10 protein-coding genes, 16 tRNA genes, 2 rRNA genes and 1 pseudogene are annotated in these 15,803 nt (G+C 41.7%); all 29 read right to left on the bottom strand.

The window, feature by feature from the left end; all coding sequences use genetic code 11:
• Entirely contained in the window at positions 1-1,377 is a 1,377-nt protein-coding gene (locus EBO34_RS00150; RefSeq protein ID WP_122895952.1) for an ABC transporter substrate-binding protein, read from the bottom strand.
• A 345-nt stretch (positions 1,378-1,722) separates the two neighbouring features.
• On the bottom strand, positions 1,723-2,694 hold the full coding sequence (locus EBO34_RS00145) for a LacI family DNA-binding transcriptional regulator (protein WP_142996752.1): 972 nt from the start codon (positions 2,692-2,694) through the stop codon (positions 1,723-1,725).
• 191 nt (positions 2,695-2,885) lie between these two features.
• Positions 2,886-3,839: a formylglycine-generating enzyme family protein gene (locus tag EBO34_RS00140; RefSeq protein ID WP_429699408.1), complete on the bottom strand. Its 954-nt coding sequence runs from the start codon at positions 3,837-3,839 to the stop codon at positions 2,886-2,888.
• A gap of 48 nt (positions 3,840-3,887) precedes the next feature.
• Positions 3,888-4,646, bottom strand: coding sequence for a sugar phosphate isomerase/epimerase family protein (locus EBO34_RS00135; protein WP_122895950.1), 759 nt, complete (start codon positions 4,644-4,646; stop codon positions 3,888-3,890).
• Between the two features lie 66 nt (positions 4,647-4,712).
• On the bottom strand, positions 4,713-5,834 hold the full coding sequence (locus tag EBO34_RS00130) for a Gfo/Idh/MocA family protein (protein WP_122895949.1): 1,122 nt from the start codon (positions 5,832-5,834) through the stop codon (positions 4,713-4,715).
• A gap of 546 nt (positions 5,835-6,380) precedes the next feature.
• Positions 6,381-6,758: pseudogene (locus tag EBO34_RS20865) on the bottom strand (fibronectin type III-like domain-contianing protein); the annotation flags it as partial.
• A 65-nt stretch (positions 6,759-6,823) separates the two neighbouring features.
• Positions 6,824-7,657, bottom strand: coding sequence for a carbohydrate ABC transporter permease (locus tag EBO34_RS00115; RefSeq protein ID WP_122895946.1), 834 nt, complete (start codon positions 7,655-7,657; stop codon positions 6,824-6,826).
• 16 nt (positions 7,658-7,673) lie between these two features.
• Positions 7,674-8,561, bottom strand: a complete 888-nt coding sequence (locus tag EBO34_RS00110) for a carbohydrate ABC transporter permease (protein ID WP_429699426.1) — start codon at positions 8,559-8,561, stop codon at positions 7,674-7,676.
• Between the two features lie 116 nt (positions 8,562-8,677).
• The gene (locus tag EBO34_RS00105) at positions 8,678-9,910 is read right to left on the bottom strand and encodes a sugar ABC transporter substrate-binding protein (RefSeq protein WP_122895944.1); all 1,233 of its coding nucleotides are present in this window, start codon (positions 9,908-9,910) and stop codon (positions 8,678-8,680) included.
• A 47-nt stretch (positions 9,911-9,957) separates the two neighbouring features.
• Positions 9,958-10,947, bottom strand: coding sequence for a LacI family DNA-binding transcriptional regulator (locus EBO34_RS00100; RefSeq protein ID WP_122895943.1), 990 nt, complete (start codon positions 10,945-10,947; stop codon positions 9,958-9,960).
• 182 nt (positions 10,948-11,129) lie between these two features.
• The gene (locus EBO34_RS00095; RefSeq protein WP_122895942.1) at positions 11,130-13,496 is read right to left on the bottom strand and encodes a beta-galactosidase; all 2,367 of its coding nucleotides are present in this window, start codon (positions 13,494-13,496) and stop codon (positions 11,130-11,132) included.
• Positions 13,497-13,686: 190 nt separating this feature from the next.
• Positions 13,687-13,771 (bottom strand) — tRNA-Leu (locus tag EBO34_RS00090).
• Positions 13,772-13,800: 29 nt separating this feature from the next.
• A tRNA-Leu gene (locus EBO34_RS00085) sits at positions 13,801-13,889 on the bottom strand.
• Positions 13,890-13,921: 32 nt separating this feature from the next.
• Positions 13,922-13,996 (bottom strand) — tRNA-Cys (locus EBO34_RS00080).
• Between the two features lie 8 nt (positions 13,997-14,004).
• Positions 14,005-14,079, bottom strand: a tRNA-Gly gene (locus EBO34_RS00075).
• A gap of 4 nt (positions 14,080-14,083) precedes the next feature.
• Positions 14,084-14,158, bottom strand: a tRNA-Gln gene (locus EBO34_RS00070).
• Positions 14,159-14,193: 35 nt separating this feature from the next.
• Positions 14,194-14,270 (bottom strand) — tRNA-His (locus tag EBO34_RS00065).
• Between the two features lie 18 nt (positions 14,271-14,288).
• Positions 14,289-14,362 (bottom strand) — tRNA-Trp (locus EBO34_RS00060).
• 29 nt (positions 14,363-14,391) lie between these two features.
• Positions 14,392-14,476 (bottom strand) — tRNA-Tyr (locus EBO34_RS00055).
• A 55-nt stretch (positions 14,477-14,531) separates the two neighbouring features.
• A tRNA-Thr gene (locus tag EBO34_RS00050) sits at positions 14,532-14,607 on the bottom strand.
• Positions 14,608-14,615: 8 nt separating this feature from the next.
• Positions 14,616-14,691, bottom strand: a tRNA-Phe gene (locus EBO34_RS00045).
• An 11-nt stretch (positions 14,692-14,702) separates the two neighbouring features.
• Positions 14,703-14,778 (bottom strand) — tRNA-Asp (locus EBO34_RS00040).
• A gap of 4 nt (positions 14,779-14,782) precedes the next feature.
• Positions 14,783-14,859: transfer RNA gene (locus tag EBO34_RS00035), tRNA-Met, on the bottom strand.
• Between the two features lie 148 nt (positions 14,860-15,007).
• Positions 15,008-15,083 (bottom strand) — tRNA-Val (locus EBO34_RS00030).
• Between the two features lie 77 nt (positions 15,084-15,160).
• Positions 15,161-15,235, bottom strand: a tRNA-Glu gene (locus EBO34_RS00025).
• Between the two features lie 5 nt (positions 15,236-15,240).
• Positions 15,241-15,333, bottom strand: a tRNA-Ser gene (locus EBO34_RS00020).
• 3 nt (positions 15,334-15,336) lie between these two features.
• Positions 15,337-15,411 (bottom strand) — tRNA-Asn (locus EBO34_RS00015).
• Positions 15,412-15,423: 12 nt separating this feature from the next.
• A 5S ribosomal RNA gene (rrf, locus tag EBO34_RS00010) occupies positions 15,424-15,540 on the bottom strand.
• Positions 15,541-15,637: 97 nt separating this feature from the next.
• A 23S ribosomal RNA gene (locus EBO34_RS00005) occupies positions 15,638-15,803 on the bottom strand; the annotation flags it as partial.

Below are 15,803 nucleotides of genomic sequence, written 5' to 3'. Positions count from 1 at the left end.
TTAGTCAATCGAGTCTATGCCTTCCTGGATTTGCTGATTCGCCAGATCGTTCAACTGGGAACTGTAGTTTTCAATGTTGACTTCGCCGTTGACAGCTGCGTCAATCAACTGCCCGATTGTTGCATTGGACTCCTCACCTACAGAGACTCCTGTTGGGGCATTCCATCTGGCTGCAGTATATCCTGGTACTATTTTTGGCAGGTTAGCCACGCCATTTTCAATATCTTCATAGGCTTCTAAAATACCAGGCACGTCCAACCTTTCAAAGAATGCATCAAGGATTTCCTGATCTGTTGTGATCGGCAGGGTATTTAGTGTGAAGTCCTGCTCATCTACGAGATCTAATCGCTTTAAAAATCCTTCCTTACCAAACGTCATGTATTTTGTGAATAAGTACGCTTCCTCAGGATGCTCGGTTGATTGAGAGATTCCCATGAAATCGTTTACAGAAAATGCCTTTCCTCCTGGGATCCCTACAAAGTCCCAATCAAAATCAGATTCATCAAAGAAAGATAACACCCATGTTCCATCCCATCTGAGTCCCATTTCACTTTGGAACCACACTTCATTGCCATCTTCGCCGTTAAAGTTTCCTTTTTGTTCCTCTGTTAACGATTCGTATACATAATTGTTTGTTACAAGACTGTTTGCCAGATTAACACCGCTGATGAACTCATTACTGTCAAGGTTCAGCTCTCCGTCCTGATACGTAAACACACCCATGTCATCATTCGCCGATACCGGATACCACTCAATAATGGAAAATGGTTGATTTAAGCCGACCTGTCCGCTGTTAATGTCAGTGACATCACGCACGGCATTTGAGAAATCATCAATAGACATCCCGTATTCAGGCACATTCAGATTTCCCTCCTCGTACAGATCTTTATTTACAAAGTAGCCGAGAAGGTGCTGGCCTGAAGGCAGTGAATAAACAGTATCTTCATAATAGAGCTGTTCTTTTACTGCTTCGTTGATGTTATCAAAGTCTTCGTCTCCTTCAACTACCTCATCCAGTGAAAGAAGCCAGTCATTTGCAAGAGCGATCGGAACCTCACTCAGTTCAAACACATCCGGCATAGCACTTGCACTTGCTGCTGCAGAAAGAGAATCATTCCACGGATCACCAATCGACTCATCAATTTCAACGGTAATATGAGGGTAGTCTTCCATAAACGCTTCAACCATTGACCGTTCAAGGGTTTCTTCACCTTCATTACCAAATCTCCAGCTTGCAACACTTATTGTTACTTCTTCCTGATTCTCACTCGCTTCGTCCCCTTCATTTCCTTCTTCATCGGTCCCTGCATCATTATTGCAGGCAGCCAGAATCAACCCTAACGAACATACAGATAACATTGTGCTCCATTTCTTCAACCTAAACACTCCCCTGTAAAATCAAATTTTTAACTTTTGAACTCATTAAACTGATTAAGCATTTAAACCGTTTTCTGACAACAAGCATCCCCTCAACTTTTGACTACTCTATCGGTCCATGCCGGCACCTGTTCATCATTTAATCCCCTCTCTGATCAATTAATTTATATAAACAATGAAGGTAAAAAACATCGGCTTACATTTTATTGAATCGTTTCAATAAAACACTGTAGTGAACCGTCTCCTCTCTGTTTAAATGAACAGAGAAGCAGACGTCTCAATCTCATAACCAGGTTTGGCTGCAGCATTCTCCCTCTGCGCTTTTATCATGTAGAAGAAGAGTTATTAACTTGAAGAGCGGGAAATCAGTTCAACTGTAATTTCTGTTGTTTCAGATTCTGTTTCTTGGTTCAGCATTTTAAACAGCACATCTGCTGCTGTTTTCCCCCAGGTTTTTTTGTGTACACGGACCGTAGATAGAGGCGGTGTAAAAAATTTGGCAACTTCGATATCATCGAAACCGATGATGGCAACATCTTCAGGTACGTTCAGCCCTGAGTTTTGAAGTGCTCTAATTGCTCCCATTGCCATTTCATCGTTGGCACAGATAAAGGCTGTCGGAATATCTTTTTGAAAATGACTGAGGTATTTATCCATGACGCCATATCCACTCTCTTCAGTAAACAGCCCCCGGAGGATATCTCTCTCATTAACAGGCAGGGTATGACTGACAAGAGATTTAAGGTATCCCTTCATCCGTTTTTCCCCGTCATAGGAGTCTTCGGGTCCTCCTATAAAACCGATACGTTCATGGCCTTTTTCCATAAGATGGCTTACTGCAAGTTCCATACCCATTTCATTCTGAAGTACGATGTTCTTAATAAAAGGGTTATCAATTTCACGATCCAGAACGACCATCGGCATTTTCGCCCCGGCCAAAGAATCAATTAACTCATTACTCAGGTGATAATTTAAAATAATGGCACCATCTACATAGTGTTCAACCAACAACCGGTGCTTTTCATTGGAAGCACAAACCACCATCTCATACCCTCTTTTAACGACTTCATCCTGAACCCCTTCCAGCATTTCGTTAAAGAAAGGGCCTTTAAATCCGCTCAAAAAGACGCCAATAAGCTCGCTTTTGCTTTTTTTCAGGTTTTTGGCAATTCCGTTTGGGCGGTATCCTATTTCTTTTGCAGCAGTCAGTACTTTATCCCTGGTCTCTTTTGGAATAAGTTCATTCCCATTAATAGCGTAAGACGCCGTTGTCACACTTACATTCGCTTTTTTGGCGACATCTTTTAACGTTGGCAATTTTTCTTCATTCCTCTTTTGTCTGGTTACGTAACAACAATCTTTACTATTGAAACGTTTCAATGATTTGATTATAATGTATTTTGAAAACGATTACAATACAGTTTTACGAAAAATCAGAAAAAAGATCTAAAACCCTTTTAATCGCATACAAAAAACGACACCTGTGTAATAAGTGTCGCTTTGTTTTCCTATTCCAGATCAACGGCACATCGAAAACCGATATTGCCTGTTGAACTATCCGGGGTATTTGAGGTTCTTGCAGCAACCCGGTACCGGTTACAGTAAGAATCATGGCAAAGGTAGGAACCACCTTTCATAACTTTTGAAGAGCCTCTTACCGGGCCCTTTGGATTTTCATGAACGGGCTTTTTTTTATGCTTTTTGGTAAACCAGTCACCGCACCATTCCCATACGTTTCCAACCGTATTGTAAAGCCCGTATCCATTAGGGAAAAAAGCGTTTACGGGAGCAGTGGACACAAACCCGTCCTCACCAGTATTCACGGAAGGAAAATCCCCCTGCCAAATGTTACAATGGTGCTCGCCTTCAACAAGAAGTTGATTCCCCCATGGATACATGGAATCTGTCAAACCTCCTTTTGCAGCATACTCCCATTCTGCTTCTGTAGGAAGCCGCTTGCCTGACCAGTTACAGTATGCGATGGCATCGTTCCAGGAAACATGGATGACGGGGTGATCCATACGATTGGAAATGGTGGAATCCGGTCCTTCCGGGCAATCCCATTTCGCCCCGTTTACGACTAACCACCAAGGGGTTTGTGCAACACTGTTGATAACCCTTTCTTTAACTTCTTCAGATACAAGCATGTGAAAAACAAACGACCAGCCATAACGCTCCGCATCCGTAACGTATGACGCTTCCTCAATAAACTCCTGGAAATGTGCATTTGTAACTGCATATCTGTCGATGGCAAAAGGTCTGATACGGACCAGCCTTGAAGGACCTTCTCCGTCTCCCGGATACCTTCCATCTTCGTCTGTCCCCATCATAAACTCTCCGCCATCCAGCCTGATAAGATGCTCTGTATGTCTCATACCGGTTTTATGACTGATGTTTGTTTCACTGCTTCTACTCCCTGCTCTGCCTGTTCTTGAGGCTGCACAGCACGACTTTTTGTTCACAAATGTTCACCTCAATTTTGTTGATTTCATATCTTAATGTTTTGACCCTTATAAACCATCGATGATACGATTAAGATTATTTAAGCTGACCGCCAGACTTTCCAACGGGTTTCCTGGACAGGTATCCTGCTCCACAGCAAACCATTCAATTCCATTTTGCTCTCCCCACCGAAGAATTGGAGCAAAATCAATAATACCGTTTCCTATCTCGGTGAATGACTGCTCTGTATTGTCTGCCATATCTTTAAGGTGGACTATAGGCATTCGATCCTTGAATTGCTTTACATATTCCAGCGGATCAAGCCCACTCTTTTTTACCCAGTACACATCGATTTCCGCCAGGATTTTATTACCTTCACCCGGATCAAGCAGAAAATCAAGTGCATTCTTCCCGTTAACCTGTGTCTGTGCTTCAAAGTCATGGTTATGGTAACTGATACGATATCCGTCTTTTTCCAGTTTACCTGCGATTGCATTCAAATCTTCTTTTAATTTCCTGTAACCCTCTTCATGTCGTAAATCTTCAGGAACATATGGACAGATAATATCCTTTGTCTGAAAGGTATCTGCTTCTTCTACAACAGATTGTAAATCGTTTCTGAGCCGGTCAATTCCTGCGTGGAGACCTGCAGTTTTTAATCCTGTTTCATTCAGGACTGCAGCAATCTCTTCTTTAGAATAGTCAAAGAGCCCGCTAATTTGTACACCGGGCCACCCCATATCTTTTAGTTCCCGTAACACTCCGGGATAGTCTTCTCTCAGCAGGTCTCTCACCGTAAACAATTGTGCAGCCAGATTTTGTTTCATCATATTCTCCTTTTTACATGTAGTCAGTTTTAAAGACAAATACAGGACTCCCACTGTTGTTTAACATCAATTCTTTTTGTAAACAGACGTTTCCATTCTTTCCCGGAGGTTTTTTAAGTACAGTTCTTCATCGACTGGAAGTGTGACCCAATCGTCTGTCCATTCAGATAAATGCATAGCATTTGAGAGCATTAATCCGTTTATGCCTTCTACCCCCGGTGCTATAAGCGCTATGCCAAACAGAATGGCCTCTACCCAGTTTTCGATAATCCCTTTGTGACCGCTTTCATTTCCGTGGACAGGTATGTCACATTTCCAGTTTTCCGGGGTACCAAAGCCGCCCCGCCACTCTCTGTTAAACTGTCTTTCCGGAATTCTGTTTCGATAGAACGTAATCTGGTTGTTTTCTACTACCAGTTTCCCTTTGTCAGCATAAATTTCGAGCCGGTTGGTCTCCGGTGCTATTCCGGTGGAGGTCACAAAAAGTCCTGTTGCACCGTTATTAAACTCAGTATAAGCCGTTACCTCATCCTCGACCTCAATATTATAGTGCTTACCAAAACCGCAAAAAGCCCTTATCCTCACAGGCGTCAATGAAGTTATCCACTGCCATAAATCCAGCTGATGAGGATCCTGATTGAGCAGTACCCCTCCCCCTTCTCCGGCCCACGTCCCTCTCCATGAACCCATATCGTGATAGCTTTGCGAGCGGTACCAGTCAATGATCCAAATTGTCCGCTTAATCTCTCCAAGCTCTCCTGCTGACACTAATTCTCTTACTTTCCTGTAAACAGGATTTGTCCGCTGGTTATACATGATTGAAAACACAGCTTTGGTCTTTGCAGCTGCCTCATTCATCTCTCTCACTTGTTTAGTATAGACGCCTGCTGGTTTTTCACAAAGAACATGCAGGTCCATTTTAAAGGCTTTTACAGCCAGTTCGGCATGTTCAAAATGAGGTGTGGCTATAATTACCCCATCAACTTTCCTGCTTTTCATCAGCGATTCCGGGCTGTCGAATACATCAATATCTTCACCAAAGGCGTCCTTTGCCCACTGACGCTTTTCTTCTTTTTGATCGGTAACAGCAGTCAGTTCTGCTCCTTTTATTTCTTTGTTTAAAAGCATTTTTGCATAGACTGTCCCCATCATCCCAATCCCGATAACCCCTAAACGAACCTTATTCATCAGGTGCTCCCTTCCAGTGCCATTCTTCAATAAAAAGTTCCTTGTTTATATTTCAGAATATTGAAACGTTTCAATAAAGAGTATACAGAGGAGGAGAGGTATTTTCAAATGTTTTAATTTTAGTTAGTACCTTTTATTAAAGGCTCTGTTAAACTCAGTTGTTGATTTACACTCATTCCGCTCCTTTTCCGCAGGCGGTTCGTGACTCCTCAGTGCTATGCAGAAGGCACTGAAAAAGTCAAACCTCACTTTTAGCTGCAAAGTGTTGACGGTATTATCGTAATTTGACTTTTTCAGTGGCCTCCAGTGCCCTGGGGGGTCTTGCATTGTCCCTCCTGCCACAAGGGTCTTGGTCATTTTTTGTATAAAAGCAACAATTCTTCCGAAAAAACCGTTCTTAATAAATCTACAATAATCTTTAACACAGCCTTTGAAAATAAGTTGAAGTAATGGGCCATTTCCCAAGTATTCCAGCTCTCTATCTTTATCTTATTAAACAAGCTCAAAATTAAGCTCTGTCCCTTCTATAACTGTTTGGTCATAAATTAGATCCTCGTTATAATAACGTAACTGGGATTCTGTAATTGTAAAGCTCACCTTGTTCTTTTCACCAGGAGCCAGATTTGTTTTTCTAAACCCTTTGAGTTCTTTTACCGGCTGGACTACTTCACCTGAAATGTCCCGAATAAATAATTGAACCGTTTCTTCTCCACCTTTTTCTCCAGTTTTTTTATCCTCAACAGAAATCTCTACATGATCCTTTTTTGTTATTAACTCTGAGGAAATCGCTGCAATACAATATTGAAAAGTTGTATAGCTCAACCCAAACCTAAATGGAATAAGAGGTTCATTAAGTATATCAAGGTATTTAGAAACATAACGCTCCTGAGCATCTGGTGCATGAACAGGGCGGCCGGTATTAAAGGATTCATCATCTGTATCAGGGATGATAATTTGTTTGTCATTACACTCGTAACTTCCATCAATTATTACTTTAATCCAGACATCGTAAATCCTTGAATGATGTATTTCTGAAAAAAGGCAAAGACAATAAGAATCGGAACTACCATGAAGGCCGCGCCTGCCATCTGAAGACCAAAATTGCTCGAATGCTGCCCCTGTAAAAGTGCCAGCCCTACAGAAAGTGTGTAAAGGTTCTGATCACTTGCGATAATGAGTGGCCATAAAAAGCTGTTCCATGCACCGATAAAAGTAAGTATGGCTTGTACGGCAAAAACAGGTTTCGCTATTGGAATGATCAGCCTGAAGAAAATTCTGAACTCACCAGCACCATCAAGGCGAGCAGCTTCAATTAAATCAAAAGGAATTGTAGACATAAACTGACGGAAAAGAAAAATGCTAAAGGCTGCAGCCAGTCCGGGGAGAACTATACCAGCCATCGTATTCGTTAACCCTACTTGATTTAAAATAAGGTAAACAGGAATCATCGTGACTTGAGCCGGAATCATCATAGTAGCTAACACCATATAAAAAATCGGTTCTTTCCCTTTAAAATTAAATTTTGCAAATGCATATCCTGCCATTCCATTAAACAAGAGACCAACAAAGGAAAAAAAGACAATAACCAGGGTATTTCTCAAGTAAATACCAAAATTCATGTTAGTAAATAAGTTTACGTAATGTTCAATTGTTGGATTTGATGGTAAAAATGTAGGTGGCATAGACAACACTTCATTTGCTGGTTTAAACGAACTTAGGATCATCCATATGAACGGGATGGAAACGACGATTCCACCAAATACAAGAAGAGCAGTGACGAATGTTTTTTCTATTTTACTGTTTTTATATCTCGGAGAGGGCATTTTTTTACCTCCTGTATTAATACTCGGTTTCTGCTTTTCTTAATTTAAACTGTAAAAGTGTGACGACGATGATAACGAAAAACAGAATGAATGAACCCGCAGCCGCATAGCCCATTTCACTTAATTGAAATCCGTTTCTGTAGATAAACAGGGCCATGGAGAGTGTCCCATCCAATGGTCCTCCATTTGTCATAACATAAGGTTCTTCAAAAAATTGAAGCCAGCCGATCAGGGTTGTTATTGTTACAAAGAAAGTAGCAAAGCTTAAAAGTGGAATGGTTATATGGCGAAGCATCTGCCACCTGTTAGCACCGTCGATTTCTGCAGCTTCATAATATTCTCTGGGTATACCTTGAAGAGCAGCAAGAAAGATAATCATATTAATTCCGATCCCTTTCCATACAGCAAGTAGAATTAATGACAATTTTGCGATTGTCGGCTGCTCCAGCCAGGGAATTGCATCAATATTCGCTAATGAAAGAAAGTAATTGAAGAGGCCATAATGGGTGTTATACAAAAAGCCCCAGATTACTGCAATAGCTACGATGTTCGTAATGGACGGCATGTAGTAAACGGTTCTAAACATTGTATACAGTTTGTTTTTACCGTAATTCAACAAAAGAGCGATTCCAAGTGAACAAATAATAACGAGTGGTACACCAATAACCACATAAAAAACTGTGTTGTATATGGAAATTAGAAATACCTGATCAGTAAAGAGACTTATGTAATTATCAAGTCCTACAAAATTAATTCTCGACCAGTCAGCTAATGACCTCAAATTAATATCTGTAAAGCTTATCCCGAAAGCGACAAAAATCGGCAGAATACTAAAGCATATTAAAATAAATAAGGCCGGAGCAATAAAAAGATAGGGATGCCGGTTTTTATAGGCATACCTTATAAAACCTCCCAAATTAATCACACCTTTCCAACGCTGCTGTAAAAGCAAAAAGGGAGTGATAAACATCCATTGTTTATATGTTTTAACACTCCCCGCTGTTTGTGAAGTTATCTTTTTTACTCTTCTTCCATAATGTCACTTACTTTATCTTGGAAACTGGAAATCTCTTCGTCAAAGTCAGCTCCACCAACAATGATTCGTTCAAGACTTCTCAGCAGTTCCCCGCTCAGTGAGTCCCATTTCTGTATTTGAGGTGACGCTTTTGCTTCTGTGAGCTGCTGGCCAAAAGTTTCTAAAAACGGGTTGTCGCTTAATGATTCATGTTCCCAAGCTTCTACATTGGATGGAAGTGCGCTTACTATATCAAACCACTCTAGTTGTGTTTCTTCCTGGGAAAGATATGAAATTAAACGTAACGACTCATCAACGTTTTCAGAGTTATGAAAGATACTAAGATTGGACCCTCCCATAACAGACGCATTTGTGTCCTGGCCTGGAAGCATTGCAATATCCCAGTCTCCCTCAATTTCAGGTGCTTGTTCATTGATTAGATTAATCATCCAAGGACCACTTTGAAACATCGGCAAAACGCCATTTCTAAACCCTTCAATCGTGTCCATTTGTCCCGATGTTGATGATATCCCCTCTTCAAAAAAACTGACATAAAATTCTAATCCTTCAACAAATGCCTCATCCCGAACATCAACATTTCCATTTTCATCTACAAAATCTGCCCCATTCTGCCATCCTAAAATAACCGGTACAATTGGGTCATTCATATCAATGCTGAATCCATAAACATCGTCTTCCTCTGATAAAGAGGAGGCAGCTGATTTTAACTCATCCCAATTCTGAGGCGCTTGATCAAAACCCGCTTCTGCCAGGAGGTCAGTACGGTAATATAATGCTCTTGTTTCTACATACCAAGGAATTCCGATAGTCTCTCCATCAAACTGTGTAGATTCTACTGCCCCGTCAAAAAAGTTTTCAGGGGCAAACTCAGGATATTCATCCATATACTCATCCAAAGGTAATAAGATGCCTGCATCCGCAAATTCAGGAACCCTTGTTGTACCAAGTTGCAGAACATCCGGACCATTTCCGGAAGCTACAGCAGTAAGAAGTTTTTCATGAGATTGATCCCAGGGGATTGCTTGTACATCTATATTGATATCAGGGTTGTCTTCTGTGAAACCTTCTAAAAGCTTTGGCAGGTTATTGCCTTCTTCCCCCATCGCCCATACTTCAAGAGTTGTCTGTTCTTCCCCACCGGTCTCATTGGAGCATGCTCCCAGTAATGATGCAGCACCTACCAAACCTATAACCGATAATCCCAGAATTTTTTTCATCTCATTTCCCCCTATTGTAAATTCTGTACATTAGAGCCCCGTCCTTTTTAAAGGTCTTTTACTGATTCACGTTCCAATAGCTCTGTAAACAGTCTGGAAGATTGAGTACACTCCTTATTTTCCAGCACTTTAAATATCAAATGTGCGGCAAGTGCACCAAGTTCATATTTAGGTTGTTTAATTGTTGTCAACTGAGGATTTGTGTACTTTGCTTCAAGAATGTCATCAAAGCCGATCACCGACATCTCGTCAGGAAGTTTCATTCCTGCTTTTTTCATTGCATACATTCCACCAATTGCCATTTCATCATTTCCGTAAAAAACGGCTGTTGGCTTTTCCTGTTGTGCCAGCAATAATTTTGTTGCCAGCTCCCCTCCTTCTTTCGTGAATTTTCCATTAATTACCCATATATCCCGAAAAGGAATATGATGTTTTTTCAACGCTTCCCTGTAACCTTCAAAACGCTGCTGACTATTATAAGATTCTTTTGGACCACTGATATAAGCGATATCCTTATGCCCTTTACTTATCAAATATTCAACAGCACCACTGGCTCCGCCTCGGTTATCCACTTCAACTTTGATCGTGGAAGTGCAGTCAAGGTTTCTATCCAGCAGCACCATTGGATAATTTCGTTGTGTGACGTTTTTTATCAGGTCATCTGAAATGTTATTTGCAAAAACAATACACCCATCTGCTCTACGTTCTTTTAAGTACTTTACCGCAGTCGAACGATCTCCTCCTATGGCACTGCAGGCTACCAGACCATATCCATGCTCGGTTACAATGTCCTGTACGCCTTTTACCAGTACAGAATAGAAAGGACCAGCCAAATCATCCAAAAGAAGTGCAATCGTATTAGTTTTGGTTTTCTTCAAATCAACTGCAAATCCGTTTTTTTGATAATTAAGCTCTTGAGCAGCTTTTAATACTCTGGCTTTTGTTTTCGGACTTACCTTATCTATACCGTTAAGAACATAAGAAGCTGTTGAAATAGCAACCTTTGCTTTTTCAGCTACATCTTTAATTGTTGTCATACTCATACACTCCATTATTAATTTGAACCTGATTAAATACTCGCCTGATTAATTATGGAGAACAACAACTCCTCCCGTTTGTGATAATTTTAAATCAACAAGAATATCGAAACGTTTCGACTTAATTATAGAACAAGTTTGTATGCGCTTACAATATAAATTTTTCGAAAAATCAGAATATATTATTGTTTAACAAATAATACTGTTTCATATTCCTGGGAGGAAGAGATCGACACTTTGAATGAATGGCGTAATTCTCCCTCTACTATCGTCAAGTCGTTTTGTTGCATAGGGATATAGTTTTTTGATTCAAACACAAAAATTTCCTCTTTTTGAACAACTTTAACTGTAAGGGTTAGCCATTCATTCCCTTGTTGCATTTTCACAATTTCCCCTGTTCCATATTTAATTAGCAACTCGTCTGATAAAGGAATATTTACTGGCAGCATCAGACCTCCCCGAAAAGGTACCTTGATTTCATTACCTTCAAATAGCAGTTCTCCCAAGTAGCTTACGGTGGTCTTTTTTTCATATTCATCAAAGTTATTTAAGAATACAAAAAGGCCTTTATGACTAAATGAACGTACTGACACGTCTACTTCATCGCTTAATAAAAAGGAGCTTTTTACATTAGTTTTTGCTGCCATTTGACGGTAAATCTCATTTTTATATTCATAATCGTTTTCCATACTGACTCCAACCATCATTACTTTCCCTTTTGCTATAGGTTTTTCGAAAGCTATTACTTGCTTATCATCACTTTCTTCCCAGCCCAGAACCCCTTCTGATACATCATAAAACTCCATCCCGTCTACTTTTACATTGTCTACTCCGAAAACATCTACGAACCCTCCTTCTTTTGTTCCGGTAACCCTAACTCCAATAAAATCTTTCAACAGTGAACAAGGTTCATTGTTCATCGTTTTTACAGGCATCACCGGGAACAAAACCAGGTGACCGCCATTTTCTAAATAGGTTATTAATTTTCGCTGAACTGATTCATCCATCCACTTCGTTGCGAACATCCACAATACTGGAATATCATCCACATCAATTTCATTCTCATCCATCATATCTATCGCATCAAAAGTAATATTGTTCAAGCGAAGCCCTCTGGCAGCGCCATTATAAAGGTTAATATCTCTTTCCTTTTCTATTTCCTTTATCATTAGTTCAGTATGCTTATCATAAAATTCGGTCATATAATAATCAGGGTAAAAACCAAGATGAGTATTTACTTGCTGCTTGGCGCTTGCGAGCTGCTTTTCAAATACACGGAACATTTCACCCAGGTGTTGAATTTTTTGAAAGTGTGGCTTTTTTTCGCCGTGCATTGTCAATGGTGCCTGCCAACCATGACGACGTCCCAGAATGCCAATCCCTTCATAATTTTCTCCGCCCACAAACATGTAATAATTTGCAGCATTCATCCCGTTTGCAAAGCATAGTCGAGTCGTTAAATCATACGTAGTTGGCTGCAGTCTTGGTTTATCAGGGATAGTGCCTCCTTGAAATTCTGCAGAGAACAATGGCTGCTTCTTCCACTGAATGGCTTTTGTAAAAGCATTAGCCAGTACAATATCTATAAAACTATCATACTCAATGTTTCCAATGTAGTAGTCTCCTGCTACCATCACTCCTTCTAATTTAGCTGCTTCAAGAAGCTGGGAAATTCCAATTGGATACAATGATCCTCGTTTCAAAAGGTCGATGGTATGAAAACCATGAATATTTACAATGAACGGAACAGTAATCCCTTTATCTTTCGCAAGATCCCTTACATATTTAAGGTAATTCCGGTAGTGATTTCTCATAAACAAGCTATAATCATATCTCAGCCTGTGGCTATGAATCTTCTGCGGCTCACGAATATTTTCTTTTAGAAATTCCCATACCGACGTGTGTGTTGTATTAAACTTCTCCTGAAAAGTTGACAATGTATATTTATTATTAAGGAAATGTTCAAACTGATGCAGCGTAACGTCATTGTAATCTCCTGTATTTGTGACCCAATGAAACATACCAACTTCATTATCAATCTGGAACAGGATCACAGGCCCCCCCTGGTCTGCCTGAAATGGACTAATGACTTCACATACTTTGTCATACCAGAGGTTTACCTTCTCCAGGTAATTCTCATGCAAGTAGCTGACAACCCTAGTTGGATGAATTTTTCCGTCTTTCGTTTTCGCAACTGCCTGCGGATAGTTTTCGATAAACCATGTAGGTACACCGTGATCCACAATCTCAGCCATAACATAGGGACCTGGCCTGACAAGGCAGTACAATCCTTCCTCTTTAATTAATTCTAAAAAGGATACTAGATCTCTCTCCGGCAGTGTTTCCCCTGTCAGATCCGTATTCCCTTCCTCATACTCATGGAAAATCCATGGTACATAGGTACTCACCATATTTATCCCTGCTTCTTTAACCTGCCGGATACGTTCCCTCCAAAGGTCTCTAGGTACTCTGAAATAATGCAGCTCAGCTCCGTAAAGAATCACTTCTTCACCATTAATCATTATACATTCATCCTTAACTTCAATCATTTGCAGCCTCCTTAAAAGTAATCTGAAAATTGAAACGTTTCGATAAGTATACTGGTAATTTCAATCTATTACAATTAGAATTCAATTTTTTTCTGACATTCTGAAATTAATATGTCTCTTCTATTACTCATGGAAAAACAACAAAAAAGACCTCTCACTATGGTGAGAAGCCTTGATATTACTGTATGTATGGTACCGGTGGCCGGGGTCGAACCGGCACTCCGTGAGGAACACGATTTTGAGTCGTGCGCGTCTGCCTATTCCGCCACACCGGCATATCGTTAAGGCATATCATAAGCTTGTCTGGTGCCGAGGGCCGGACTTGAACCGGCACGGTAATCACTTACCGCAGGATTTTAAGTCCTGTGTGTCTGCCCATTCCACCACCCCGGCGTGACATTAAAAGACAAAGTTAAGTATATAATTGGAGGCGGCACCCGGATTCGAACCGGGGAATCAGGGTTTTGCAGACCCATGCCTTACCACTTGGCTATGCCGCCTTAAAAAATGGAGCGGAAGACGAGATTCGAACTCGCGACCCCCACCTTGGCAAGGTGGTGTTCTACCACTGAACTACTCCCGCAAAATGGCAGGGCTAGCAGGATTCGAACCTGCGCATGACGGAATCAAAATCCGTTGCCTTACCGCTTGGCTATAGCCCTAAAATTACGTCCATTTTTATTAAAATTAAAGGTTATGGGGCGATCAATGGGATTCGAACCCATGCATGCCGGAACCACAATCCGGTGCGTTAACCTGCTTCGCCATGACCGCCATAATATTGGTTACTAATGGCAGGGGCAGTAGGAGTTGAACCCACACCGGAGGTTTTGGAGACCTCTGTTCTACCATTAAACTATGCCCCTACACGAGACATTGTTCCAGTTATATTAAATGGTGGAGGGGGACGGATTCGAACCGCCGAACCCTGAGGGAGCGGATTTACAGTCCGCCGCGTTTAGCCACTTCGCTACCCCTCCGAAAGAGACAATTATCATTTTACAAAAAAATGAATAACCCGTCAAGGATTATTAGTGGTGCTGGCCAGAGGACTTGAACCCCCAACCTACTGATTACAAGTCAGTTGCTCTACCAATTGAGCTAGGCCAGCAGACAAAATGGTGGCTCGAGACGGAATCGAACCGCCGACACGAGGATTTTCAGTCCTCTGCTCTACCGACTGAGCTATCGAGCCAAACATTTTAATGGCGGTCCCGACCGGGATCGAACCGGCGATCTCCTGCGTGACAGGCAGGCATGTTAACCGCTACACCACGGGACCTTTTTGGTTGCGGGAGGAGGATTTGAACCTCCGACCTTCGGGTTATGAGCCCGACGAGCTACCAGACTGCTCCATCCCGCGACGTTACATAGCATACGGACGATGCTACTCAAAGTTGCTGCCTCTTCCTCTGTAAGCCTTAAGCTTCGCAGTTAATGCGTCGAGGCAACTCGCAGCTGTTACAACGATGTATTGCTCGTTGCTCCATCCCGCGACGATAAAATGTTAATGGTGGAGGATGACGGGCTCGAACCGCCGACCCCCTGCTTGTAAGGCAGGTGCTCTCCCAACTGAGCTAATCCTCCGTGATTTTCACTTTTATGGAAGCCTTTCACATACTTTCATATGCTGCATGCTTCGTTTGAGTGGTTTATGTAAGTAATGGTGACCCGTACGGGATTCGAACCCGTGTTACCGCCGTGAAAGGGCGGTGTCTTAACCACTTGACCAACGGGCCATATATGGCGGAGAGCGAGGGATTCGAACCCTCGAGACGGTTCTACACCGCCTACACGATTTCCAATCGTGCTCCTTCGACCTCTCGGACAGCTCTCCATATGGCTCCACAGGTAGGACTCGAACCTACGACCGATCGGTTAACAGCCGATTGCTCTACCACTGAGCTACTGTGGAATAATATGATCTGCCCAGCGACGTCCTACTCTCACAGGGGGAGAGCCCCCAACTACCATCGGCGCTGAAGAGCTTAACTTCCGTGTTCGGCATGGGAACGGGTGTGACCTCTTCGCTATCGTCACTGGACAAATCATTCAATTGAGAAAGGCATGCTCTCTCAAAACCGGATAACAGCTTCGACTTCTTTATGAGTTTCGTTAGAAGACTGAAACAACATCGTTTTCTGGATAAGCCCTCGATCGATTAGTATCTCTCAGCTTCACATGTTGCCATGCTTCCACATGAGACCTATCAACCTCATCGTCTCTGAGGGATCTTACTTACTTAACGTAATGGGAAATCTCATCTTGAGGGGGGCTTCATGCTTAGATGCTTTCAGCACTTATCCC

The sequence above is a fragment of the Alteribacter keqinensis genome, assembly GCF_003710255.1.
Classification (GTDB): domain Bacteria; phylum Bacillota; class Bacilli; order Bacillales; family Salisediminibacteriaceae; genus Alteribacter; species Alteribacter keqinensis.
Note: the sequence above shows the minus strand (reverse complement) of the source record. Positions and strands in the feature narration are given on the sequence as shown.

What these genes read in the sequence shown, in the direction of transcription:
- EBO34_RS00135 (WP_122895950.1), bottom strand. Translation starts at nt 4,646, where the DNA reads ATGAAACAAAATCTGGCTGCACAATTGTTTACGGTGAGAGACCTGCTG.
- EBO34_RS00130 (WP_122895949.1), bottom strand. Translation starts at nt 5,834, where the DNA reads ATGAATAAGGTTCGTTTAGGGGTTATCGGGATTGGGATGATGGGGACA.
- EBO34_RS00115 (WP_122895946.1), bottom strand. Translation starts at nt 7,657, where the DNA reads ATGCCCTCTCCGAGATATAAAAACAGTAAAATAGAAAAAACATTCGTC.
- EBO34_RS00105 (WP_122895944.1), bottom strand. Translation starts at nt 9,910, where the DNA reads ATGAAAAAAATTCTGGGATTATCGGTTATAGGTTTGGTAGGTGCTGCA.
- EBO34_RS00100 (WP_122895943.1), bottom strand. Translation starts at nt 10,947, where the DNA reads ATGACAACAATTAAAGATGTAGCTGAAAAAGCAAAGGTTGCTATTTCA.
- EBO34_RS00095 (WP_122895942.1), bottom strand. Translation starts at nt 13,496, where the DNA reads ATGATTGAAGTTAAGGATGAATGTATAATGATTAATGGTGAAGAAGTG.